This window comes from Mycobacterium bulgaricum (assembly GCF_041287165.2).
Taxonomy (GTDB): domain Bacteria; phylum Actinomycetota; class Actinomycetes; order Mycobacteriales; family Mycobacteriaceae; genus Mycobacterium; species Mycobacterium bulgaricum.
The window spans coordinates 645483-668948 of the sequence record NZ_JBGGKV020000002.1 but is presented as its reverse complement, the minus strand read 5'-3'; the positions used below and the strand labels follow the sequence as shown (position 1 = coordinate 668948).

Genomic DNA, 23466 nt, shown 5'->3' with positions numbered 1-23466 from the left:
CACAGGGGCGCCCCTCGGTCGACGAAGTGCCAAAACGTGACCGAGGGGTGCGGCACCCAAACCCATTGGCAAGCAATAGAATCGACCCGTAGGGGGGGTCTGAAGTTCCCCGATTCCGCGCGGGCAACTCCCTGTGGCTGAATCTTTTCCCAAGACGCTTTTAGTAACACAAATTTTGTAGTATTGCCGCTCGCTTATACTAGGAAATCGCGCACAGCGTCACTAATATCGATGACGTCGGCGACGGGCATTTCGAAGCTTCCAGTAAACCGTGCGTGGTGATCCTTCGCGGTTAAGCTCCACGAGACCTCGTACGTACCATCGCCTTCGGACATATCCCAAAGCAGCAGGCGTTGCCTGCTTTCGAATGGCTCTTCGGGTCTCAACTGGTTAATCAGAATCGTTAGCGATGCGTAGTCCGCGCTCGCTCGAATGTCAAGGCTGTTGTAACGCACTACAGTATTGAAGCTTTCGGGCATCTCGAACCCGCGAAGGGTCTGTGTTGTAGAAGCAAGCGCCAAGGGGGTCATCGGCTGCGGACCCCACATGCGGGGAGATAGCGGCAAATCGTCGAATTCCCAGGGGTCTTCCTGCACGTTGATTGGACGAATGGTTGCTGGCAGCTGGACCTTTACCTCAACCTCCTCCAACCATCCCATGCTCGACACCTGTAACAGCGATGCATCGTCTGACGCGATCGCCGCCACTATGTTGCTCACGTACCTCCACCAGTCAGAACGAACTTGCTCCTCCCAACCATCAATCTCTTCAAGGTACTGCTCGCGGGTACGCTCGTCGGGTTCCAGCTGATTCAGAAGGAACTCGTCCCAAGGTTTGCGCGTGACAGTAGGCTTGTTGGCTGGTGGGGCGGCTTTTTGCAATCTGTGTCGTGTCCGTGAGACATAGTCTTCGAGTACCGAGTTGTCGAGGCGGAGGCGGTGGACATATCCGCTCAGCCGAACATCGATCTTGGTTTCCTGCATGGGGGGCTGACAGGCGCGGTCTACTAGGGCGCGAACTTCGCCGTGGTTAGCTTCTCTTGTCTCCCCGTCTGCGCGAACATAGATCCGTCCGTTGAACAGGCCGAAACCCTCTCGCGCGCAGGGCCAGATCGGGTCGCCCTGACGGGGTGGTTCAACGAAGATTATGACAATGTCCCGATCGCGATCGACGTGAATACGATGAAAGTCCCATCTCGGCCCGGGATTTCCGACGTATAGCTGGACGGATCCTACGAGGTCTTTACTCTCGAAGCGTGGTAACCCGGCGGCTTTGTGGTGCCCCACCCCTAGGATCATGACGGCGTGCCCACCGAGGTAGCGACTTGCTCGCTGAGGATCTCGATTCGCCGCGCCCAGAATGAATTTCGCAATCTTTGCCGCACCATCTTTGGAGATGGGATCAATATCGGACTTCAGCTCCAAATAGTGCCGTTCTGCGAGGTCGCCAACGGCAGTGACGTGATCTATTAAGCGGCACCAGTCACGTTCTCCTGACGGGAACTCTGTCATGTTGAAACTTTTCAATGGTTCGGCATCGTCACCACTCGGAGAGTCCGTCATCGTCGAAAGCTACCTCCTCTCAAAGACTTTAAGACGCCGAGCTGCGCCCGGCACCCGTCTGGAGATAGGCTTCCACGCGGGGATCAGTTACGTTCACTTTGCGCGATGGGGCAGAAGCGGCGAGGCCGGAAAGCTATGGCTGCTTTACGTTCATGTATGTCGGGTCAGTTTCGCGCGCACGCGCGGTCTTGGCCTTCAGGACTTCCTCGTCGAAGTAAGTCATTCCCCGGATCCACCATTCCCCAGCGATCTGCGGGAGAAGAAGCAACATTGATACGCCTGCGAGCCAAGCGAAGGCCACAGCAGGCGCTACGTCGCGTTCATACGCAAGCGACAGGGCTGCACCGAAGAGCGTTATCACGCTGAGAACGAGACTCACCAAGGCTGATATGAACATCGCCCAAGTGAACTTTGCAGTTCGTGGCCACATATCTCGTTGTTGGCTGCGAACGAGCCGCACACCCTTCAATAGTTCGATGTTCCGAATTACGGTGACTGTGTTGCTTACCGCGACCACCGGCGCAACCGTACCTATCAACAGCCAGAGTTCCCCGTGCAACCTTGACCCCCTCAGATTTAGCAACTATCCGGCACCTGATTATAGGGTGCACCTACTTGAGGGAAGAGGTCCTTCTCATCTCGCTGCTCCGGTGAGTGACCGCCGCATGATCGCTACGACGGCACCGTAGCCGAGCTCGTCACCTTCCAGTTCGTAGGGGTGAGAATGAATGATGTCTTCTTTCTCCCCACACTTGCTAGCCCACCGCCCGTCCGCGAGTTGACGCGCCGCGTGCTGGAACTGACCATTAAGCCCATATATGGCAATTTTCTCTATGCCCGCTTCCAGGCTGGCATCGCCGCCGACCGAGAAACCTACAGTCTCGAAAGCAAGGATGTAGGTGGCAGTGGAACGGTCCCGTGGAAGGCCATCAGGCCAGTGATAGGCACCGATCGGAGACGGGTCCCAGAAACGGACATTGTCACCGACAGCCCACGCTGCACAGTTGTAGCCATCGTCGACCGGAGATGTGACCTCGTAGTTGGCGTACCGCAGGACCGGGACAATCTCCTCCAGCTCCGTAGATGTCACCGCACGCTAGTGGGGGAAACCGCGGAGTCGTACCACTCGATCCAACGCTCTTTTGCCTCTTTTACCGTTTCGGCGCCAGATGCGTGATCTTCTCCCGTAATTGCGACGAGCGCCCAAAACCAGTGGCCTCCCTCGGTGCGGAGACTATCGATGATGAGCGGTAGCGCCGGTCGACCGAGACCAATAATCTGCTGATACTCCGGGATGAGCACTTTGTCTGCGACAACGGACATCTTGGCGCTTTTTCGCCGCCAGACGGTCTTCAAGTGTTCAAACTTCTGCCGCAATGACTCACTGTCAGGTGAGGGAAGCTCGGGGGTGTCGGCCTCGTCTCGAATTATCCGTCGGATGTGTGCACGCCGAGGGTCCTCGTAGACCCCCGATCCGAATTGGTGGACCACACTGTACGACTGGTCGTCGAGCAGGTTCGTCAGCATTGCAATAACAAAAGTCTTTCGACTTCCGACGCTCGTGACGAAATCAGTTACTATCTCGATCTTTTCGGCGGCCACGTGTGAACACGTCACGGGTAGCACGTCACGGTAATCGACCTCGTACGCTGACAGCTTTGCTTTAGCGTAAGCGGGGAGCACTGATCCGTCTTCGACGTACTGTGCTACCGGATTGATATGCCGCGACGGTTGTTTGGCAACGAACCTTCCGACGATCTTCGTCGGATCTACAGATACGGTTTTGTTGTACGCCCGCGTTCCTGGCTTGAATTCGCCCGGCTTAGTCATCGCTTTCCCCCTGAGATAAATCAAACTCTGTCAGTTCTACCCGATCAAGCAGGTTTGAAAGCGTATTTCCCTTCGCCTGCGCCCGATCAAGAGTTTTCTTTAACTCGGCGAGGTCGCGAGTATTCAAGGCGAAGCTGACCGTTCGCACCTCACCATGTTCAAAGTAGTCAAGTCGCAAAGTGTGCGAGATCACGGCACCGATGGGTTCTCGCTCAACGTCGTTTCCGAAGACTGGCCGAATATCGGTTATGACGCGCGATGTGTGTAGTAACCGGTCTGACTCCTGAGAGACATCTACCGCTTTGCCGAACGCTCTCATGCTCGGAACGCTCAAGAGACTTGCGAGCCTGCCGGGGAGCACCTCCATCTCGGTGTCCCCAAGCTCTTCCGCCACCTGACTGGCGAGGTGATTTGCCAGATCCTCGGCGCTGAAGTCGTGACCGATCGCTAGCGTTGAGAGCGAGAGCAAATGGGTTACAAATGCATCGGCCAGTTCCTCGTCCCACGCATCCCCTACTGCGGTGCGCACCGTCTCAACGAGGGTCGGCAGGGTGCGAACACCATCGTTTGACAGATGGGCGACAAGGTTGTCGGCACGTTCTCCGTCGAGCGTCGCAATCGCCTGGAACACTGCAATCCCGGTCTTGGGGATTCGGACCGAAGTCAATCTAGGCAAGGGACGCCTTCTTTCGAGTCCGCTCGGGGTGGAGTATCAGCATGACACGACCCGCGTTACCGGTCGGCTGCGACTCCATACCGATCGCGACACCATAATGCCCTCCATCATGCAGCTCAAACCTGAAAATTTCCGGCAGCAACGCGCTGACCAGCGAAATTATCCACGCTGGGAATACAACGAGTTGGGGCCTGGCGAAATTCCATTCTGAACCATCGCACCATGAGCCTTCGACGGCAACTCCTTGCAGGCGGGCGAGATGGGATAAGCCCCAAGTTGGCCAGAATCATGCGACAATGATGCAGCAACTGCCATATGCGTAATGAGCAGCCGATTTGGTGAAATGGCAAACTTATCTGTCTACTAGACCCCGACGAAGGCCTGAGTTGCGCTCGTCGAGCAACTCGTCGACCGGTGCGTAGTTTGGCGGGCGGCCACCGGCTCGCCGCACCTCTCGCCGAACTGCAGCGAGCAGCCGTAATTCCGCGTCGATGACTGACGTACTCCTCACCTGCGTGACATTACGACCTAAGAGACCAGGTGCGGCGCGACATTCTGCAATCTGCCGGGGGCCGGTCAGCGGGCGCAGGCCCCAGCATCAATTAGGCCATGAGTACATACCGCAGTTATACCGCAGCAGCTCCAACAGGGCCCATTAACTACCAATCGCTCCACGTGCATTCTGCCTTGTCAACGGAGTGGTGCCGTTACTCTTCATGTTTCTTCGATTACAGCAAACGGCTGGAAGAACGGACTGTAAATCCGTCGGCTTACGCCTACACAGGTTCGAATCCTGTACCTGCCACCCTGGTCAGGCCCCCTTTCGAGGGGGCCTGATTTCGTTGCCGGGTGTCGCCGCCCGCCCTGCCTAGCGGGCGTCGGTGCTGAACAGGTACCAGCCGCCGTCGCCGGCGCCGCAGAACCAGTACGGGTAGGCCCGATCAAAGCCGGGATCGTTCCACACAAGCGGCGCGTCGGACTGGCATTCGGCTTCGGTGGCCCAGAACCACGGTTGGCCGTTGGAGTCGGTCTCCAGGTAGTCGGTGGCACTGGCCGTTCCCGCCGCGCCCATCAGTCCCGCGCAAGCCAGTGCAAATGCCGCCATTGTCTTCTTCATAAATCCCCGCCCCGTTCGTCGATCTATTTGACAAGTGAACGATAACCGTCGGAGTCCGCGAAGTTGACGAAACCGGAAACCGGGGTGGTCAGGCGTTGCGGTCCGAACGGGTCATTGCGCGGGGACGGGTGACAGTGGCTTGCCCTGCTCGGCGGCCCACACCATGTCGACGCAGAACTTCGACCCGATCGGGAGCTCTTCCGGCGACGAGTAGTGCTGCCAGTACACGCGCTCGCCGAGCAGGCCGACGGTGTCGACCTGCACCCGCTTCTCGACGCCGGCGACCCGCACTGTCACCGAATCGTCCTCGACATCCATTTCGAAGCGGTACGTGCCGTTGACCGCCAGCGGCGGTTCGAAGGTCGCCTTGCCCACCGCTTCGGAGGAATCGCCGTCAGGGTGCTTGCGCAACTCCCACCCGGCCGGGGTGATGACCAGCTGCAGCTGATTCCCCCCGAGGCTGTCGTCGGACGTGATGCCCATGATGAGGGTTTCGAAGCCGCCCTCGCCGATCTTCGTCCAGCGCCCCTCCGCGCCGACCCGGCGCACGACATCGCGAAGCGTCTGAACTGCGAAGGTGTTGCTGTCGTCGGACGACACGAAGTGGCCGTCGCGGATGAAGGCCCCCGTCCGCACCGGCACCGCAGGTTTGCCGGGGTCGGCGCCGCGCAACTCCCAGCCCCTGTCCAGTCCCGCGGGGGTCTCGGCCCTGTCGAAGTCGTCCACGAACGATGCACCGGGAGCCATCGGGGGCGGCGGGGGAGCGACGGGAGCCGGTGGCGTGTAACGGGATTCATACGGTGGCGGTTCCGGGGTGCAAGCACTGACCGTGGTCATCAGCAACGCCGCGACAAGGAGCCGTCTCTTCCCCTCCATGCAGGCGAAGTGTAGCCACATTTCCGTTTGCGGTGGCCGATTGTGCCGATACAGTTCGCGGCGTGGCGGACCGTCTGCGCGTCGGGTAGCTGTCCGGCCCGCAGGGAATAGACGCACCGGCGCGACAGGTAGTTAGGAGTCAGGGACCCATCCGACCAGGGAGCAGTCATGGACAAAGCAGCGTTCGACGAGATGAATCGCACGGTGATCGACGAGTTCCGCGCCAACGGCGGCACAGCAGGCGGCATCTTCGAGGGCAAGCCGCTCGTGCTCGTCCACCACATCGGTGCCAAATCCGGGACCGAACGCATTGCGCCGCTGGTCTATCTACCGGATGCCGGACGCGTCTTCGTCTTCGCCAGCAAGGGCGGCGCCGACTCCCATCCGGACTGGTACCGCAACCTCGTCGCCAACCCGGACGTCGTGGTCGAGATCGGCACCGAAACCTACTCGGCCACAGCGAGAATCCTCGAGGGTGCCGAGCGCGACGAGATCTACGCCAAGCAGGTCGAGGCCGAGCCGCAGTTCGGCGAGTATCAGCGCAAGACGGAACGGGTCATCCCGGTCGTCGAATTGGTCAGAGCAGCAGGCTGATCCGACTCAGACGTCGATGTCCTCCAAGTCGATCCGGACCAGCGAACCCGGGTTGTAGAGCAGCTGGTACAGCGCGCCGTCGGGGCCCTCGGAAAGGACGACGGTCGCCCCGGCGTCCGGATCGAAGGTCTGCACGTCGGTGCATGCGGTGTAGGCCGGGGCGCAGGTGAGCACGTTGATCCAGCCCTTCACCAGATCGGCGATGAACACCTTGCCCTGGTGGACGGTGACCGACGTGATCGCCGCACCGCCGTCACGGGCGTAGGTGAAGATCGGATCGATCTTGCCGGCGCAACTGCTCGTGCACACACCCTCCGAGCTCGGCCAGCCGTAGTTGCCACCGGCGACGATCTTGTTGACCTCCTCGAAGGCGGCGTTGCCCACATCGGCGACGAGAAGCTCGCCCGTCGGGGTGAACGTCAACCGGAACGGGTTGCGCAGACCGTAGGCATAGATCGCACTGCGAGAGCCGGCGATCAACGGGTTGTCGGTCGGAATGCTGCCATCGGTGTTGAGCCGCAGAATCTTGCCGTGGATGTTGTCCGTCAGATCCTGGGCGTTCGACCCGACGGCGTTGTCACCCACGCCCCAGTACAGCTTGCCGTCGGGGCCGAAGTCGAGTGCGCCGCCGTGGTGGTTGACCGCCGCGCTTATCGTCGACTGCAGCAGTACCTGGTCAAAGGCCGCCGTGCTTCCGGTGACCACGAAGCGCGACAACGTATTTCGATTGGTCGGTCCGTCGATGTAGGCGACGTAGATGCGGCCGTTGTTGGTGAAGGCCGGATCGATGGCCAGGCCGGCGATTCCGCGCTCGACCTCCGTCCGCACCGGAATCGTCACGAGCGGCTGGGTGCGCAGCACCCCGTCCTCGACGACGCGGATGGCGCCGCCCTTCTCCGCGATCAGGATCCGGCCGTCGGGCAGGAATTTGAAGTCCACCGGGGAACTCAGGCCTTCGACGACCGTGGCCCTCTCGTGTCCGATGAACACGGTTCTGGTGGTGCGGTGTCCGCTGTTGCCGAGCAGACCGAATGTGAAGAGGTTGAGCAGCCCGGCCGCGCCGTGCACGTGGAAGCCGTCGCGGGCGTCGCTGATCGTCACCTCGAAGGTGTCCTGCCCGGCGTAACTCGCGCCGGGCGTGTAGACGAAGGTGCCGTCGGAACCGATGACGACGGTGCCGTGCTCGGGCCGGGTCGCCGTGTAGGTCAGCCGGGTCGAGTCAGGATCCTCGGGATGCAGGTTGCCGACGACGTTGCCGTCGATGACGGTGTTCTCGGCGGGATTGGGGCTGATGGTCGGCGTCTCGTTGTCGAACAGCTTCTCCAGCCAGCTGCGCTCGTCCGCTTCGGCCTCCATCTGCACGGCGGCCGATGCCTGCGCCGGCTCGGCTTCCTCGTCGGCAACAGCCGCCTCGTCGTCATCGGCTTCGGCGGCAGCTTCATCGTCGGCGTCCTCGGCTTCGGCCTCCTCGGCTTCGGCGTCCGCGGAATCCTCCGAGTATTCGGCAACCCGCTGCGACGGTGAAACTCCCGCCGTGGCCTTCGTCGTCCCCCGCTCCGACGACGTGCCGGCGTCCGTGTCCGTCTCGCTCACGGAGTCGGACTGCGATGTGTGTGCACCGGTGGACGGGCCCGACGAGGACGACGCGCTCGCCGACGTCGACCCTGAGGTTCCCCCGTCGGACGTGTCGGCGGACGCCAGGGCTGCTCCGGAGACCGCCGCCGCCCCGACCCCCAGAGCAAACGCCAAGCCGCCCACCCGTCCGACGTATCGGGCGTAGCGACCCGTCGGCCGATCCCTGCGCGCGCTCGCCGGTGATTCCCCCATGTCGACTCCTTGCGAACTGGTACACCGCGGAGCGCGCATGCTTTCGCGCCCGCTGATGTCCGTGGCTAGGCAAACTGTATTTCTCGCTGTCAACCGATGAACGCGTTTTCGCCACGAAGGTCAGGATTACGTCACAGCTCTGGCCGCGGTGAATCCGAACTGCTGGCCGTGAGCGTTCGGCAGGCGAACCATCCCCCACGAGAGCAGCTCCGATGTCCCGTCCGACGGCGACCGGTCGCGGTCGGCACCCCGTCTCGGCCTCGGCGCCCTAAACCGCGGTTTGCCCTCGGGCGATACCACTCCTGAAGCAGCATCTGGCAGCAAACGGTGCGCGTACACTCGCCGTAGCCAGGCCGGCGCGTAGAAGGTCGGCAGGCAACCAAAGGGGAGTGGTATGGGGAAGCGTCAGATCACCGCGCGCGGTAAGCACCGGGCTCAGAAGTCGCCGAGAGTGGCCAGCGAACGCCCGCGGCGCGGGTCGCGGGTGAGGGCGATGGTGTCCGCCGCCAGTGTCGCGGGGGTCGCACTGGCGGGCGCCGCGGCGGTCGGTGTCGCACCGACGTTGTCGGTCAGCCCGCAGTTGCTTGCCTCGCTGCACTATCTACGCGGTACCAACATCGGCGGAGTGCCGACCGAGCAGCAGTATCTGGACTTCATCGATGAGGTCATCGACGGTTCCGGAGTGCCTTCTCCGGAGGAGCCGTACGTGAAGGTGCCCTATAACGCGGGTTTCCGGCCCTTCTCCCACGGCGGTTTCGCCGACCTGTCGTACAACGGATCCGTCGCGCAGGGAGTGCAATTGCTCGCGGCGCAACAGCCCGCGGGAGACGTCATCTTCGGCTACTCCCAGGGTGCCGTCGTCGCATCGCTGTACAAGGGGACGCAGACCGGTAACACCTTCGTCCTCGTAGCGAATCCGAGCCGGCCCAATGGCGGTGTGATGCAACGGTTCAAGGGCCTCACGATCCCGTTGCTCGACGTCACGTTCAGCGGCGCGACGCCGAACACCGGTGACGTGACCTACGACGTCGCCCGCCAGTACGACGGCTGGGCCGACTTCCCGCGGTATCTCTGGAATCCCATCGCGGTCGCCAATGCTTTCATGGGAATTTTGTTGGTGCACAGCGAAATGCAGACCGAACTCACCGCGGAGGAGCTGGAAGCGGCGAAGGCATCCGGCGATTCCGACTACTACCAGTACCACGCGGGCAGCAACACCCACTACTACGTGATCAAGACCTATCCGATCCCGCTGTTGATGCCGCTGGATCCGTTCCTGTCCGACGCCGTCATCGCAGCCCTCGATGCACCGTTGCGGGCGTTCATCGAGACGGCCTACGACAGAAGTGATTACAGCGTCCCCGCGCGTGCCAGCTTCTTCAAGCCGTTCACCCCGTCTACGCCGGCGGTGACTGCCGATCCCGCCACCGCACCTACTGCTGACGCTCGAATGGCCGGCGCATCCGAGGGCAACGGCATCTCCGGAACCGGCAGTGCCGGGGACGGCGTTGGCGAGGCGCCGGGCGACTTCGATGAACAGCAGGACTCCAGGAACGACGACGAATCAGCAGGTATCGCGGAAACAGCTGCCGAAGAGGAAGATTCCGCCGACGCCCAGGAGAGCCCGGCCGCCGGTCTCACCCCGGCTGCCGACGACAAGGATGCCGACGACGTCGAACCCGCCGACTCCAACACCGGAACGGACATCGAGGACAGCACCGAGAACACCGACACCGAGGACAACGACACCGAAAACGCCGAGAACACCGACACCGGTGACAGCGCCGGCGAGGCTGCGTAGCGCTTACCGCGGCGACGGCAAGCCCAGCCGTCGCGTCCCAGCGGGTCCGCCTGATGTCGTGGCGCCGGACCACCGGTCGCGTCGTCGCGGGGCAACCGTGTGCCCGGGCAGCTGCCGACTGTGCGGTTCCGGGCGCTCGCGGTAGTGTCGACTGCTAGTCGCTGGAGATTGGTAGCCAATTCATGGACGTCGTGCTCGGGTTGTCGATGACCTCGTCGTCGGTGCGCTGGGTTCTCGTCGACGCCGCGACCAGCGGGGAGACCCAGACCGTCGACCTCGGATCCGTTCCCCGTCACGACGACTTCGATGCCGAGGCGCTGCTCGCCGAACTGCTGGAACGTTCCGCACCGCGCCGCGTCGACGCCATCGGGCTGACCTGGACCACGGACGCCGAGTACACGGCGAGCTCGGTGTGGCAGGCCCTGACCGACCGGGAGGTCGAGAACGTCATCGCGGTGTCCGACGTCGAAGCCGCCGAGGCGCTCGCCTGCGGTATCGCCGACATCGCCGGATGCGAGCGGCTGGTGGTCTGTGTCGCCGAGCCCGACTCCTCGGTGGTGGTCGCGGTGACCACCGAAGGCGTCACCGCCGACAGGGTCGACAACTCGGCGCTCACCGACGTGGAGGGCTTCACGCCCGACGCGGTCTTCGTCCTGGGTTCTGGCGACGTCACCGGCGCGGTCTCCGAGCTGGAGCGGCGGCTGCGGGTGCCGGTGCTCTCCGCCGACGAGAGCGACATGGCCCTGGCACGCGGAGCTGCGCTGGCGGCGGCCTCGGCGGTGTCGATCCTCGATGCGCAGGAAACCCCGGCCCGGCGCGGGCTGACCCCGACGGCCACGCTGGCCTCGGTGCTGGCCGCCGCGGTCGTGACGTTCGTGGTGTCGGTATCGGTCGCGCTGGGCATGTCGCTGACCCCCGAGAGCCCTGCGCCCGAGATGGCGCGCTCGGTCACCGAGCCTGCGCCGGAGCCGACGGCGACGCCGAAGCCGGCCCCGGTCAAGGCCGCCCCGACAGAGCGTGCGCCCGCGCCCCCACCTCCGCAGGAGGCTGTGCCGGTCGCCGTCGAGATGCCGGCCCCGGAGGCGGCCCCGATGCCCGAGGCCCCGCCGCCGGTCTACGAGGAGCCGCTCGCTCCCGCGCCGAACATTCCGGCCGCGCCGGAGTACGTCCCGCCGCCACCGCCGGCCAACTATCTGCCGCCTGCGCCTGCCGCACCTGCCTACGTTCCGCCGGCTGCGCCGCCTGCCCAGGTGCCTGCCGTGGCCCCGCAGCAACCGGTGCAACAGCCGCGGCTGCGTGATCGCATCATCGAGCGTATTCCGATCATCAACCGGTTCCACGAACCGCAATACGGATACACGCCCTAGCTTCTGCCGAAACTCGGCTCCGGCCGGCACGCGAACTGCCGGAACGCAATTCCGACGAGATGCACTCAGCCCCGGACGAGGTTGCGCAGCGGTTCGCCGCGGACGAGCCTGCCGATGTTGTCGGCGACGTCGCCCGCCCGCCCCGCGAACGTGTCGCGGGTGACGCCCGACGAGTGCGGCGTCATCAGGATGTTGGGAAGTTTATCGAACGGTAGATCGCTTGGTGTACAACCGATTCCGTCTACCGGGTAGCGATACCAGACATCGATCGCCGCTCCCTTGATGACGTCGCCCGCCAGCGCGTCGAAGAGCGCCCGCTCCTGCACCAACGGACCGCGACCGACATTGATCAACACCCCGCTGGGCCCGAGTGCCTCCAGTTGCGGAGCGCCGATCATGCCTTCCGTGCGACTGTTCAGCGGCGCCGAGACCACGACCACGTCGGACTCCCGCATCAACTGGTCGAGCCGGCCGGTGTCGCCCACCCACTGCAGGCCGGTGTCATCGGCCACCTTGCCGGAGCCGGTCACTGCCGCCGCGGTGCATCCGAAGGGCTGCAACAGCTTCCAGGTGCACTGTCCGATGTGCCCGAATCCGACGAACCCGATGTAAGCCTCGCCCAGTGTCGGGATCTGGGGGATGGAACTGTCGTAGACCGACGTCGCCCACACGCCGTCGCGCAGTCTGCTGTCCTGGGTCAGGAACCCACGCTGCAGCATCACCGCAGCCCCGACCACGTACTCGGCAATCGACCGCTCGTGGTGAAAGGTGTTGGCCACCAGTACCCCCGGCGCGAGAGCATCGAAGGCTATCCTGTCGGTGCCTGCCGCGGCGGGGTGGACGAGCCGCAGCCGACGCGCGGCGGATGCCATCTCGGCGGTGAACCGGCTTCCGACGAACACCTCCGCGTCGCTCAGCTCGTCCTCCGGCGCCGCGCCGGTGAACCATCCGATGTCAGATCCAGGGGGCAGCAGGGCTTCGAACCGCTTCCGATGCGGAGCCAGGTTCGGGTCCACCACAACAATTTTCACGTCAGCCTCGGTGCAGAGCAGGGCGCTTGCTGTCGAATGTCCAGCCAGGGATCAGGTACTGCATGGCGACCGCATCGTCGCGGCTGCCCAGCCCCTCGCGCTTGTACAGTTCGTGAGCGGCGGCAACCGCGGCATCGTCGAGCTGCACACCGAGCCCGGGAGCGTCGGGCACCGTGAGGTATCCGTCGACGATCTCGTAAGGGTTTCTCGTGATCGCCTGCCCGTCCTGCCAGATCCAGTGCGTGTCGATGGCGGTGATGTCGCCGGGTGCGGCAGCGGCGACATGGGTGAACATCGCCAGCGACACGTCGAAGTGGTTGTTGGAGTGCGATCCCCACGTCAGGCCCCACACATCGCAGAGTTGCGCGACGCGCACGGAGCCGGCCATCGTCCAGAAGTGCGGATCGGCCAGCGGGATGTCAACGGCGTTGGTGCGGATGGCGTGGCCCATCTCGCGCCAGTCGGTGGCGATCATGTTGGTCGCCGTCGGAAGACCGGTGGCCCGCTTGAACTCAGCCATCACCTCGCGGCCGGAGAAGCCGCCCTCGGGTCCGACCGGGTCCTCGGCGTAGGCGAGGACGTCTTTGAGTTCGCGGCAGGTGGTGATCGCGTCGTCGAGCAGCCAACCTCCGTTGGGGTCCAGCGTGATCCGTGCGTCGGGGAATCGGTCGGCGAGGGCGATGACGGCCTTGGCCTCCTCGGGGGCCGGCAGCACGCCGCCCTTGAGCTTGAAGTCGACAAAGCCGTATCGGGCGCGCGCCGTTTCGGCGAGCCGAACCACCGCGTCAGGGGTCAGGGCTTCCTCGTGGCGGATCTTGAACCAGTCCTCGGCGTCCTCGGCCTCATCGGCGGGGGAGCGGTACGCGAGGTCGGTCTTGGTGCGGTCGCCGACAAAGAACAGGTAGCCCAACGCCTGAACCCTGCTTCGCTGCTGCCCGTCGCCGAGCAATGCGGCCACGGGCACCTCGAGGTGCTGGCCGAGCAGGTCGAGAAGTGCGGATTCGATTGCGGTGACGGCATGTACGGCGATCCGCAGGTCGAAGGTCTGCGCGCCGCGGCCGCCGGCGTCGCGGTCGGAGAACGTGCGGCGCACGTCGTTGAGGACGGCGTGGTAGTCGCCGATGCTGCGACCGGCGATGAGGCCGCGGGCGTCCTCAAGTGTTCTCCGGATGGGCTCTCCGCCGGGCACCTCGCCGACGCCGGTGTTGCCTGCGGAGTCCGAGATGATCACCAGGTTGCGGGTGAAGAACGGGCCGTGGGCTCCGGACAGGTTCAGGAGCATGCTGTCGTGCCCGGCGATGGGGACGACGGTGACGTCGGTGACTGTCGGTGTCTTCGAGGGCGTCTTCACGGGGGTTTCTCCGATTGTCATGAGGCGAACCACTTGTCGCCGTTGGCCAGGGGCCGCACCACGCGAGAGACCTTGTCTCCCGTGATGCGCAGCGCGTCGACGATGTCGCGTTGACGTTGCGGCGTCAGCCGGTCGACCGGCACCGAGGCGCTGATCGCGTCCTGTGCCGGCTTGCAGTAGCGCAGCGGCACCGCGAAGCAGCGCAGGCCCACGGTGTTTTCTTCGTTGTCGCAGGCGTACCCGCGAATGCGCGCCTCGTCGAGTTCGTGATCGAGCTGGGCGCGATCGGTGATGGTGTGCTGTGTCAGGCTTTTCAGCGCCGACGGCACGTGCTCGTCGCGCTGGGCGCCGAATCGTTCGGCGAGCAGCACCTTGCCCAGTGACGTCGTGTAGGCGGGCAGCCGCCGGCCGACGCGATTCGACACCCGCAGATACTGCTGTGATTCGCGGGTGGCCAGGTAGACGATGTCGGTGCCGTCGAGGCGCCCGAGGTGGAACGTCTCGTCGAGATCGGCCCGCAGTTCTTCGAGGAACGGTGTGATCAGCGGCAGGTAGGGGTCGCTGTCGAGGTAGCTGGTGCCGACCAGCAGTGCGCGAATGCCGATGCCGTACAGGGTTCCGCTGGGATCGCTGCGTACCCAGCCCTGCGCGACGAGGGTGCGCAGGAGGGCGTGCGCGCTGCTGCGCGGCATGTCGAGCGCATCGCTGATCTCGCGGAGGCGGGCAGGCTCGTCGTGGCGTGCCGAGAGGTACTCCAGCAGTTCGACGGTGCGCACCGCCGACTTGACCTTACGTACCGAGATGTCGGGCTCTGTCACAGTCCGCTCCTCAGAAAGCCAGCAGTTCGCGGGCGATCAGCACGATCGCTCCCGCAGCCGAGACGCCGATAGCCAACCAGCGCAGCCGTTTCGGGTTGAGATGTCTGTTGAGCACGTTGGACAGCAGGTAACCGACGACAGCGGCCGGAGCCAACACCGCGAATCCCCACCACGTGTGCCGGTCGATTGCTCCGGTGAGGCCGAGCATCACCAGCGACATCAGTGAGCCGATCAGGAAGAACCCGCCCATCGTGCCCCGCAGCTGTGCGCCGCTGCTGCGCTGCCACACCAACGCCATCGGTGGTCCGCCGATTGCCGTCGCGGTACCCAGCACTCCCGATGCCGCGCCCGCGAGCACCACGTTGCGTCGCCTCGCCGCCGGGATCCAGCCGACGCTGGTCAGCACCACCCCGCCGAGTACGACCGCGGCCAGCATGATCGCCACACCGCGCGCCGGAAGTGAGGCCAGCAGCAGTGCCCCCGCGATCGTGCCCGGCACCCGGCCCAGCAGTGCCCACCCCGTACCGCGCAGGTCGATGGCTTCGCGTTCGCGCACCACGACGATCAGCGTCACCAGCGTCGCGATCATGATCAGCGTGCCCGGGATCAACTGGGGGTCGACCAGCGCGACGATCGGCGCCGCGAACATCCCGATCCCGAATCCGATCGACGACTGCAGCGCCGACGCGAACAGGACCGCCACTGCGAGAATGCAATACGCCGCTGCGCTCATACCGCCACGGTTTCACGCCCACTCCCCTCGAGCAGCATGGGGTGGTGGCACAGCGCCGCGTGGTCGGCGGACTCGGGGTCCAGGGACGGTGCCGGCGTCGTCGTCGCGCAGACGTCGGTCGCCTTCCAGCACCGGGTGCGGAAGCGGCATCCGGACGGCGGGTTGATCGGCGAAGGCACCTCGCCCTTGAGCAGGATGCGTTGCTTGCGCTGCGTGCCGTCCAGCGTCGGTGCGGCCGACATCAGCGCTGCAGTGTACGGATGGTTGGACCGCGCGAAAACCGCCTCGGTGGGCCCGTTCTCGATGATCCGGCCGAGGTACATCACCGCGACGCGGTCGGCGACGTGGCGGACCACCGACAGGTCGTGGGAGATGAAGATGTAGGAGATGTTGAGCTGCTCCTGCAGATCGTTGAGCAGATTGAGCACCTGGGCCTGCACGGACAGGTCGAGCGCCGACACCGGTTCGTCGCAGATGATCACGTCGGGGTTCAGGGCCAGGGCGCGGGCGATGCCGATGCGCTGACGCTGCCCGCCCGAGAACTCCTGCGGATATTTGTTGGCGGCCTTGGCGCCCAGACCCACCAGATCCAGCAGGCCGCGCACTCGCATGTCGCGGTCCTGCCGGTTCTTGACGATGCCTTTGTGGCTGCGCCACGGCTCGGCGATGATCTCGGCCGCCGACATGCGAGAGTTCAGCGACGCGTAGGGGTCCTGGAAGACCATCTGCACGCGGCGGCGGAATTTGAGGAGGTCGGCGCCTTTGAGGCTGAACGGGTCGACGCCGTCGAAGCTGACGGTTCCTTCGTCGGGGCGTTCCAGCATCATCAAAGTGCGTGCCAGCGTGGACTTTCCGCAACCGGATTCACCCACCAGGCCCAGCGTCTCGCCGCGCTTGAGGTCGAGGGTGATGCCGTCGAGCGCGCACAGCTTGTTCTTGCCGGCGTGCGGGACGCGGAAGCTCTTACGGACATCGCGGACCTCGAGCAAGGTGTCGGGGCTGTCATCCGCGCTCTTTTGATCAAACATTGGAGACCTCTTCCGGGAAGTGGCACGCGGCTTTGCGATCACTGCCGGCGGAGCCGGCGATCGGGTCGGTGTCGACGGCGGCCAGGGCGGGCCTGGTGGTGCGGCAGATGTCGGCGGCCAGCGGGCAGCGGGCCTGGTACACACAGCCTTCGGGAATCGAATGCAGGTCCGGCGGGGAGCCGCCGATCGACTTCAGTGCGTCGCCGCGGCGAGCGTTGACGGGCACGGAGTTGAGCAAGCCCTTGGTGTAGGGGTGCTTGGGGTTGGCGAAAACCTCGGCGACCGTGCCGGTCTCGATAATATTGCCGGCATACATGATCGCCACGCGGTCGGCTTCTTCGGCGACCAGCGCGAGGTCGTGCGTGATGAGGACGACGGCCATGTGGTACTCGGCGCGCAGGTCGCGCAGCAGCGCCATGATCTGGGCCTGCACCGTGACATCCAGTGCGGTGGTGGGTTCGTCGGCGATCAGCACGCTCGGGTTCAGCGCGACGGCCATCGCGATGAGCAGCCGCTGCCGCATACCGCCCGAGAACTGGTGCGGGTAGGAGTTCAAGCGCGTCTCGGGCTGAGGGATGCCGACGCGGGTCATCAAATCGACGGCCTTGCGCTTGGCGTCCTTGGCGCTGAGGCCGTGGTGGATCCGGAACGGTTCCGCCAATTGTGTTCCCACGGTGTAGAGCGGGTTCAGTGCGGTGAGCGCGTCCTGGAACACGATGGCGAGCTCGGTGCCGGCCATCTCACGCCGCTTCTTGCGGTCGGCGCTGATCAGGTCCACGTCTGCGAGCTTGGCGGTGCCCCCGACGATGTCGGCGACCGGTTCCAGAAGGCCGACCAGCGCGGTAGCTGTCATCGACTTGCCGCAGCCGGATTCGCCGAGCAGGGCCAACGTTTCACCGCGGCGAGCCTGGAACGAGACACCGTCGACGGCGCGCAGTGTTCCGGTGATGGTGCGGACCTCGACGGTCAGCCCGTCGACGTCGAGCACCGGTGTGGCATCCACCGCGTCTGTGGGAACGTCATGATCGGCAAGTGCAGTCATCTTTGATCCTTTCACGAGAGGCGGCGCTTCCCGGTCTTGGTGAACTTGGACAGCCGCTTCTGAGGAACAGTGAGGCGCCAGCGCTGCGCGGGATCGGTCGCGATCCGGGCCCACGCGGCGAGGATGGTGGCCGACACCGTGGTGATGACGATGGCGAGGCCGGGGAAGAACGACAGCCACCATGCGGTGTGCAGGTAGGTGCGACCCTGGGAGACCATCAGGCCCCAGCTGACGTCGGGCGGTTGGATGCCGATGCCCAGGAAGCTCAGTGAGCTCTCGGCGAGCATGACGTAGCAGAAGTCCAGCGTCGCGACGGTCAGCAGTGTGGGTAGCACGATCGGCAGCACGTGACGGAAGATGATCGAGTTCGCGCTGGCGCCGAAGGTCCGTGCCGCGTCGACGAACACCCGGCTCTGCAGTTCGGCGGACTCGGCGCGGGCTGTGCGCAGATATACCGGGATGCGGGTGATCGCCAGCACCAGAACGATATTGGCGGCGCTGGGGGAGAACACGTAGAGGACGACGACCGCGAGCAGCAGCGACGGGAAGCTCATGATGACGTCGGCAATGCGCATTGCCACGGTCTCACGCCAGCCGCGGTAGTAGCCGGCCCACATACCGATCGCGGAGCCGACGATCGCGGAGATCACCACCGCGGGGATCGCGACCGACAGCGTGGTCTGGCACGCGACGATCAGTCGGGCCAGCATGCTGCGGCCCAGCGGGTCGGTGCCGAGGACGTTCGCCCAGCCGTGAGACAGCGTGAACGGCGCCTGGTTGGAGTTGTCGAGGTCGATCTTGGTGGCGAGGTCACCGACGATCATCGGGCCGAAAGCGGCGGTCAGGAACACCAATCCGAGGACGCATGCGGCTGCGGCGGCGACGCGATCGTTGACCAGCAGCCGGTACCACTGGGCGGCGCCGCGCTTCTTGGTCTTCACATTGTCTTCGCCGACGATCGCGGTGGTTGGCTTGACCGGTACCAGGTCGATCTGAGTCATGTCTGTATTCCCTACGCCGTTCTTAAACTCGTGCGGGTTCCCGGACACGCGCGTCGAGCAGCGCGTAGCAGGCGTCGATGATGATGTTGAGCAGGAAGATGCTGACCGCGGTGAGCAGGACCGCCGCCTGCAGCACCGCGAAGTCGCGTTGCAGGATCGCATCGATCATGAGCTTGCCGATGCCGGGCCAACCGAAGATCGCCTCGACCACGACCGCACCGTTGATGAGACCGACCGCGAGGTCACCGGCGACGGTGAGTGCGGGTGCGGCGGCGTTGCGCAGCGCGTGGTGGCTGACGACGCGGAAGTCGCTGGCGCCTTTGCTTCGGGCCAACCGAACGTAGGGCGCCGAGAGCGCGGAAACCATTGCGCCGCGTACCACCTGGGTGAGGACGCCCAGTGGTCTGATCATCAGCGTGGCGATCGGCAGGATCCACGACAGCATGCCGGCGTCGGTGCCGGAGGTGGGCAGCCAGCCCAGGAGCACCGCGAACAGCCACACACCGGTGATGGCGAACCAGAAATCGGGAATGCTCGCCGCGGTCATGGACAGCAGCGACGAGAAGCGGTCGGCCAGCGAGTTGGGGCGATAGGCGGCCCAGCAGCCGATGACGACGGCGCCGACGATGGCCAGCAGCATCGTGGTGATCGCCAGCTGCAGCGTGGCCGGGAAGGCGCGTAATGCCATGTCGGCAGCCGACTCTCCGGTGCGCAGCGAGGTGCCGAAGTCGAGATGGATGACGCCCTTGAAGTAGTCGATCAACTGGGTGATCAGCGGGTCGTTGAAGCCGTTGGCGGCGGCGAACGATTCGCGTTGCTCGGGTGTCGCCGACTCGGGCAGGTAGAGATTCGTCGGGTCACCGGTGAGCCTGGCGAGCAGAAACACACCGAGGAGAACGATGATCAACGGCAATGCGCTGGAGTACATCCGGCGCCGGACGAAGGAGAACATCAGGGCGGGCCCTTCTATAACGTCTGCAGTCAGGACTGATCGGTGCGGTCGGGGGAGGCCGGTGTCATGGTGGCCAGCAGCATCTCGTCGCCTGTCGCCGGATTCGGCGCGTAGTCGACACGCGCGGACTTGCCGAGGATTCCGCGCATATGGGCGATGTAGGCGAACTGCATGATCTTCTGCGGTTCGTCGGCGAAGATCTGGGCGTACGCCTGCTGGCGCGCCTCACCGGTGAGTTCGCCGGCGGCATCGATCTGATCATCGAAAGCCGGTGTGCCGAAAGCACTTTGCGCGCCATCGGACTTCATGTACTGGTCGACGGAGAATGCGGCGTCGCCTGCCTGGTTGCCGTGCTGGATCAGCGCGATGAACGGCCCGGCATTGGCGGGGAACGGTTGCAGCTGGTATTCCAGCTGCGCCGCGGTGTCCATCATCTCGATCTTGACATTGAGGCCCGCGTTGGCGAGCTCGCTCTGGATCACCTCGACCGTCTCGGTGACGCCGGGGAACTGACTGTTGCGTCCGATCAAGCGGATCTGCCGATCCACCGGGACGCCGTCGGCGCGCGCCTCGTCGACGAGTTGACGTGCTTTGTCCGGGTCGTGTGGCCACAGCTGCAGATCCGAGTTGTAGCCGACGACGCCTTCGGGGATCAGCTGGGCCGCCGGCTCGCCGAGGCCGCGGAAGATGGCCTTGACGATTCCGGTGCGGTTGACCGAATAGTTGATCGCCTGCCGGATGCGCATGTCGTCGAGCGGCGCCTCGGTGCCGGTGATACGCAGTGCGGTGGTCTCGTTGTTCTGGAACGGGACGCCGAGATCGCCTGCCCCGTCTTCGGGTCCGAGGTTGGTCGCGATGTCGGCCTCGTCATTGGTGAGCATCGCCGCGCGGACGCTTCCCTCACTGCGCCACTGGTATTCGGCCTTCGCAAAGGCGGGCGCCGGGCCCCAGTAGGTGGGGTTGCGCGCGAGCGTCAGCTTCTGACCGTAGTCCCACCTCTCGATCGCGTAGGGGCCGGTTCCGATGGGTTCGCGAACCTTCTCGGTCGTGCTGGTCGTGACCGGGACCATCTCGACGAACGAAATCCGCAGCGGCAGAATCGGATCCGGCTCAGTGGTGCCGACGACCACGGTGTTCTCGTCGGGCGTCTGCAGGGTCAGCACCTCGTCGCCGAAGACGTAGCCGTCGACGTTGCACTGCAGATCGGAGTTCACCGCACGGTCGATGGAGAAGGCCGCATCCGCTGAGGTGAACGGCGCCCCGTTGGAGAAGGTGACGCCGTCGCGCAGCGTGAACGTCCACTCGGTGGGCGTGGTCTGCTCCCACCCGGTGGCCAGCAGCGGCAGCAGATCGCCCGTGTTGGAGTCCCGCTCGGCCAGGGGCTCGGTGATGTTGGAGCGGGTGACGATGCCGGTGGACGTCAGCGAGCCCTCGCAGGGCTCCAGCGTGGGCGGCTCCTGGGGAAGCACGATGCGCAGTGTGTTGGGGTCATAGCCGCCGCTGCCGGTGTTGGCGACACTGCAGCCGCTGGCTGCGACGGTGACCGCGGCCAGGGCCAGGACGCTCAGGCGCCGAGTGCTGGGGTTCATCGATCCTCCCGGGCTGGGGGTAGTGACGTCCACGTATGTAGATGCAGGCTGTGATGGCAACCACACCGTAAGAGCGTGTTCGAAACAGCGTCAACCCCGGGGAGACGGCCATTTTGCGCATCTTTGAGACGTCGCGCCAGCGTGGTCCGCGTGCCCGAAAAGCCCCCTGATCAGCGATTTCGCATTACGGATATGGCCACTCATGCCCCAGCCCACCGGACAAGTCGCCAACTATGCGGCTTAGGTATAAGTCCATGCTATTTCGGACGTGGACGGGTATCTGCAGCTCGTCGTAGCGTGAGGACCGTGGGAAATCACTCCGTCTTGCAGGTCGGCCCGCTCAAGCCGTCGCTGGCGCACACCCTCGCCGTCGATTATGCCGCCGCGGTGCTGCCCGATTCGTCCGCCGAGCGTGCCGACTTTCTGACCCGGCGCGGGGCGGAGTTCACCGCGGCTGTGACGTCGGGCCGCACGGGCGTCGACGCCGCGCTGATGAGCGCGCTGCCGAACCTGGGCGCAGTGATCAACTTCGGCGTCGGCTACGACACGACCGATGTCGACGCCGCCAAGACTCGGGGCGTCGGGGTGAGCAATACCCCCGACGTCCTGACAGACTGCGTGGCCGACACCGCGGTGGGTCTGATGATCGACACACTGCGGCAGTTCTCGGCCTCCGACCGGTACGTCCGGGCCGGCCGCTGGCCGGTCGACGGCAACTACCCCCTGACCCGGCAGGTGAGCAACACCCGCGTGGGCATCATCGGCCTGGGCCGCATCGGTAAAGCAATCGCCGAGCGGCTCAGTGCCTTTGGTTGCGTCATCAGCTATCACAACCGCCGCGAGGTGGCCGACGCGCGCTACACGTATGCGGCGTCACCGCTGGATCTCGCCTCGAACGTCGACGTGCTGATCGTCGCCGCGGCCGGCGGCGAGAGCACCCGGGGCCTGGTGAGCAAGGAGGTCATCGCCGAGCTCGGACCCCGCGGTTATCTGATCAACATCGCCCGCGGCAGCGTCGTCGACCAGGACGCGCTGGTGGAGGCGCTGCTGGACGGCAGGCTCGCGGGTGCGGGCCTGGATGTCTTCACCGACGAGCCGAAAGTGCCCGAGGAGCTCTTCGACCTTTCCAACGTCGTGCTGTTGCCGCACGTGGGCAGCGGCACCGAGCAGACCCGCGCCGCGATGGAGGCGCTGACGTTGCGCAACCTCGACAGCTTCCTCAAGACCGGCACGCTGGTCACCCCGGTCTAGACGCGAGGCGGCAACTCAACGGTTTGCCCCGCCACGTCGATCGCAACCTTGCCGCGGAGCGCATACGTCCGTCTGTTCTCCAGAAGCTCGTGAGCGTCGCCCACTCGGGCGAGCGGAAGTGTCGCGCCGATGACCGGCTTCACGAGGCCGCGTTCGACGAGAGTGGTGAGCGCGTCGAGCTTTCCGCGGTTCTGTCGTGTGAAGACGAAGTGGTAGGCGGCGTTGCGGCTCCACGCCTCGATGAGGTTCTGCGGTTGGGCGATATCGACGATGCTGACGACGCGTCCGGCGTCGGCGAGCGTCAGTGGGCTCTGGGTAAGGGCATCGCCACCGATCGTGTCGAAGACGACATCGACACCCTTGCCGCTCGTCAGCTCCGCTACAGCTTCGATGTAATCCGTTGCCGTGTAGTCGATGACCGCGTCCGCTCCCAGTGAGCGAACGAACTCGTCGTCGCCGGCTCTTACGGTGGTGATCACTCGCGCCCCGATCGCCGCCGCGACCTGGATCGCGACCGTGCCGACACCGCCTGCGCCGCCATGGATCAGGATCGTCTCTCCCACGGTGAGCTGAGCGCGTGTCACCAGCGACTCCCAGACTGTTCCGCCGACGAGGGTCAGGCTTGCCGCCTCCAGGTGGCTGAGGTTCTCCGGTTTGCGGCCGACGAGTTCGACGTCGGCGACGTGCTGCTCGGCGTAGGAGCCGGGACCCCCGAAGATCTGAGGCGTGTAGTACACCGCATCACCGGCGCGGAACTCGGTCACGTGGAATCCGACTTCTTCGATCACGCCGGAGACGTCGTGCCCGATGATGGCCGGGAGTGGCACGTGATCCGGATAGTCACCGCGCCGGATCTGGACGTCGAGTGGGTTGACTGCGGTCGCATGGACGCGCACCCGTATCTGGCGGGGTCCGACGTGCGGGACATCGACGTCGCGCAACTCGAAGGCATCGGGTCCTCCGAAGCGGTTGAGCACAACGGCGTTCATCGAATCAGGCATGTCTGCGTTCCTCGTGGGG

At 64.7% G+C, this 23466-nt stretch carries 22 protein-coding genes; 4 read left to right on the top strand and 18 right to left on the bottom strand.

Annotated elements, in window-relative coordinates:
- Positions 1-194: 194 nt before the first annotated feature.
- The 7 genes from ACAG24_RS09760 to ACAG24_RS09730 form a co-directional block, all read right to left on the bottom strand.
- Complete coding sequence (locus ACAG24_RS09760) at positions 195-1562, bottom strand: hypothetical protein (protein ID WP_370472031.1); 1368 nt, start codon at positions 1560-1562, stop codon at positions 195-197.
- A 133-nt stretch (positions 1563-1695) separates the two neighbouring features.
- A complete protein-coding gene (locus tag ACAG24_RS09755; protein ID WP_370472032.1) occupies positions 1696-2079 on the bottom strand; it encodes a hypothetical protein in 384 nt (127 codons plus the stop codon).
- A 117-nt stretch (positions 2080-2196) separates the two neighbouring features.
- Complete coding sequence (locus tag ACAG24_RS09750; RefSeq protein ID WP_370472033.1) at positions 2197-2652, bottom strand: DUF7689 domain-containing protein; 456 nt, start codon at positions 2650-2652, stop codon at positions 2197-2199.
- Entirely contained in the window at positions 2649-3392 is a 744-nt protein-coding gene (locus ACAG24_RS09745; protein WP_370472034.1) for a hypothetical protein, read from the bottom strand. The genes ACAG24_RS09750 and ACAG24_RS09745 overlap by 4 nt, the downstream gene beginning before the upstream one ends.
- The gene (locus tag ACAG24_RS09740) at positions 3385-4068 is read right to left on the bottom strand and encodes a hypothetical protein (protein WP_374150769.1); all 684 of its coding nucleotides are present in this window, start codon (positions 4066-4068) and stop codon (positions 3385-3387) included. The genes ACAG24_RS09745 and ACAG24_RS09740 overlap by 8 nt, the downstream gene beginning before the upstream one ends.
- A gap of 868 nt (positions 4069-4936) precedes the next feature.
- Entirely contained in the window at positions 4937-5173 is a 237-nt protein-coding gene (locus ACAG24_RS09735) for a hypothetical protein (protein WP_370472036.1), read from the bottom strand.
- A gap of 123 nt (positions 5174-5296) precedes the next feature.
- Positions 5297-6061, bottom strand: a complete 765-nt coding sequence (locus ACAG24_RS09730; RefSeq protein ID WP_370472037.1) for a hypothetical protein — start codon at positions 6059-6061, stop codon at positions 5297-5299.
- Between the two features lie 168 nt (positions 6062-6229).
- Between ACAG24_RS09730 and ACAG24_RS09725 the strand changes: the two genes are divergently transcribed.
- Positions 6230-6655, top strand: coding sequence for a nitroreductase family deazaflavin-dependent oxidoreductase (locus tag ACAG24_RS09725; protein WP_370472038.1), 426 nt, complete (start codon positions 6230-6232; stop codon positions 6653-6655).
- Positions 6656-6661: 6 nt separating this feature from the next.
- Here the strand turns inward: ACAG24_RS09725 and ACAG24_RS09720 are convergent, their stop codons facing one another.
- On the bottom strand, positions 6662-8482 hold the full coding sequence (locus ACAG24_RS09720; protein ID WP_370472039.1) for a PQQ-dependent sugar dehydrogenase: 1821 nt from the start codon (positions 8480-8482) through the stop codon (positions 6662-6664).
- Between the two features lie 394 nt (positions 8483-8876).
- Between ACAG24_RS09720 and ACAG24_RS09715 the strand changes: the two genes are divergently transcribed.
- Both ACAG24_RS09715 and ACAG24_RS09710 read left to right on the top strand, forming a co-directional pair.
- Complete coding sequence (locus ACAG24_RS09715) at positions 8877-10283, top strand: PE-PPE domain-containing protein (RefSeq protein WP_370472040.1); 1407 nt, start codon at positions 8877-8879, stop codon at positions 10281-10283.
- A gap of 182 nt (positions 10284-10465) precedes the next feature.
- A complete protein-coding gene (locus ACAG24_RS09710) occupies positions 10466-11650 on the top strand; it encodes a DUF7159 family protein (RefSeq protein WP_370472041.1) in 1185 nt (394 codons plus the stop codon).
- A 65-nt stretch (positions 11651-11715) separates the two neighbouring features.
- On the opposite strand, the gene ACAG24_RS09705 is transcribed toward ACAG24_RS09710, so the two are convergent.
- The 9 genes from ACAG24_RS09705 to ACAG24_RS09665 are packed head-to-tail and all read right to left on the bottom strand — an operon-like array spanning position 11716 to position 21195.
- Complete coding sequence (locus ACAG24_RS09705; RefSeq protein ID WP_370472042.1) at positions 11716-12681, bottom strand: 2-hydroxyacid dehydrogenase; 966 nt, start codon at positions 12679-12681, stop codon at positions 11716-11718.
- A gap of 1 nt (position 12682) precedes the next feature.
- The gene (gudD, locus tag ACAG24_RS09700; RefSeq protein WP_370472043.1) at positions 12683-14053 is read right to left on the bottom strand and encodes a glucarate dehydratase; all 1371 of its coding nucleotides are present in this window, start codon (positions 14051-14053) and stop codon (positions 12683-12685) included.
- Entirely contained in the window at positions 14050-14850 is an 801-nt protein-coding gene (locus ACAG24_RS09695) for an IclR family transcriptional regulator (protein ID WP_370472044.1), read from the bottom strand. Before ACAG24_RS09695 ends, gudD begins: the two co-directional genes overlap by 4 nt.
- A 10-nt stretch (positions 14851-14860) precedes the next feature.
- Positions 14861-15583, bottom strand: coding sequence for a sulfite exporter TauE/SafE family protein (locus ACAG24_RS09690; RefSeq protein WP_370472045.1), 723 nt, complete (start codon positions 15581-15583; stop codon positions 14861-14863).
- Positions 15580-16611, bottom strand: coding sequence for an ABC transporter ATP-binding protein (locus ACAG24_RS09685; protein ID WP_370472046.1), 1032 nt, complete (start codon positions 16609-16611; stop codon positions 15580-15582). The genes ACAG24_RS09690 and ACAG24_RS09685 overlap by 4 nt, the downstream gene beginning before the upstream one ends.
- Positions 16604-17653: an ABC transporter ATP-binding protein gene (locus ACAG24_RS09680; protein WP_370472047.1), complete on the bottom strand. Its 1050-nt coding sequence runs from the start codon at positions 17651-17653 to the stop codon at positions 16604-16606. Before ACAG24_RS09680 ends, ACAG24_RS09685 begins: the two co-directional genes overlap by 8 nt.
- Before the next feature lie 11 nt (positions 17654-17664).
- Complete coding sequence (locus ACAG24_RS09675) at positions 17665-18654, bottom strand: ABC transporter permease (protein ID WP_370472048.1); 990 nt, start codon at positions 18652-18654, stop codon at positions 17665-17667.
- 22 nt (positions 18655-18676) lie between these two features.
- On the bottom strand, positions 18677-19606 hold the full coding sequence (locus tag ACAG24_RS09670; RefSeq protein ID WP_370472049.1) for an ABC transporter permease: 930 nt from the start codon (positions 19604-19606) through the stop codon (positions 18677-18679).
- A gap of 29 nt (positions 19607-19635) precedes the next feature.
- The gene (locus ACAG24_RS09665; RefSeq protein ID WP_370472050.1) at positions 19636-21195 is read right to left on the bottom strand and encodes an ABC transporter substrate-binding protein; all 1560 of its coding nucleotides are present in this window, start codon (positions 21193-21195) and stop codon (positions 19636-19638) included.
- A 306-nt stretch (positions 21196-21501) separates the two neighbouring features.
- Here ACAG24_RS09665 and ACAG24_RS09660 point away from each other — a divergent pair, with 306 nt between their 5' ends.
- Positions 21502-22446, top strand: coding sequence for a 2-hydroxyacid dehydrogenase (locus ACAG24_RS09660; RefSeq protein WP_370472051.1), 945 nt, complete (start codon positions 21502-21504; stop codon positions 22444-22446).
- On the opposite strand, the gene ACAG24_RS09655 is transcribed toward ACAG24_RS09660, so the two are convergent.
- Positions 22443-23447, bottom strand: a complete 1005-nt coding sequence (locus tag ACAG24_RS09655; RefSeq protein ID WP_370472052.1) for a zinc-dependent alcohol dehydrogenase family protein — start codon at positions 23445-23447, stop codon at positions 22443-22445. The two genes, ACAG24_RS09660 and ACAG24_RS09655, sit on opposite strands and share 4 nt — an antisense overlap.
- Between the last annotated feature and the right edge of the window lie 19 nt (positions 23448-23466).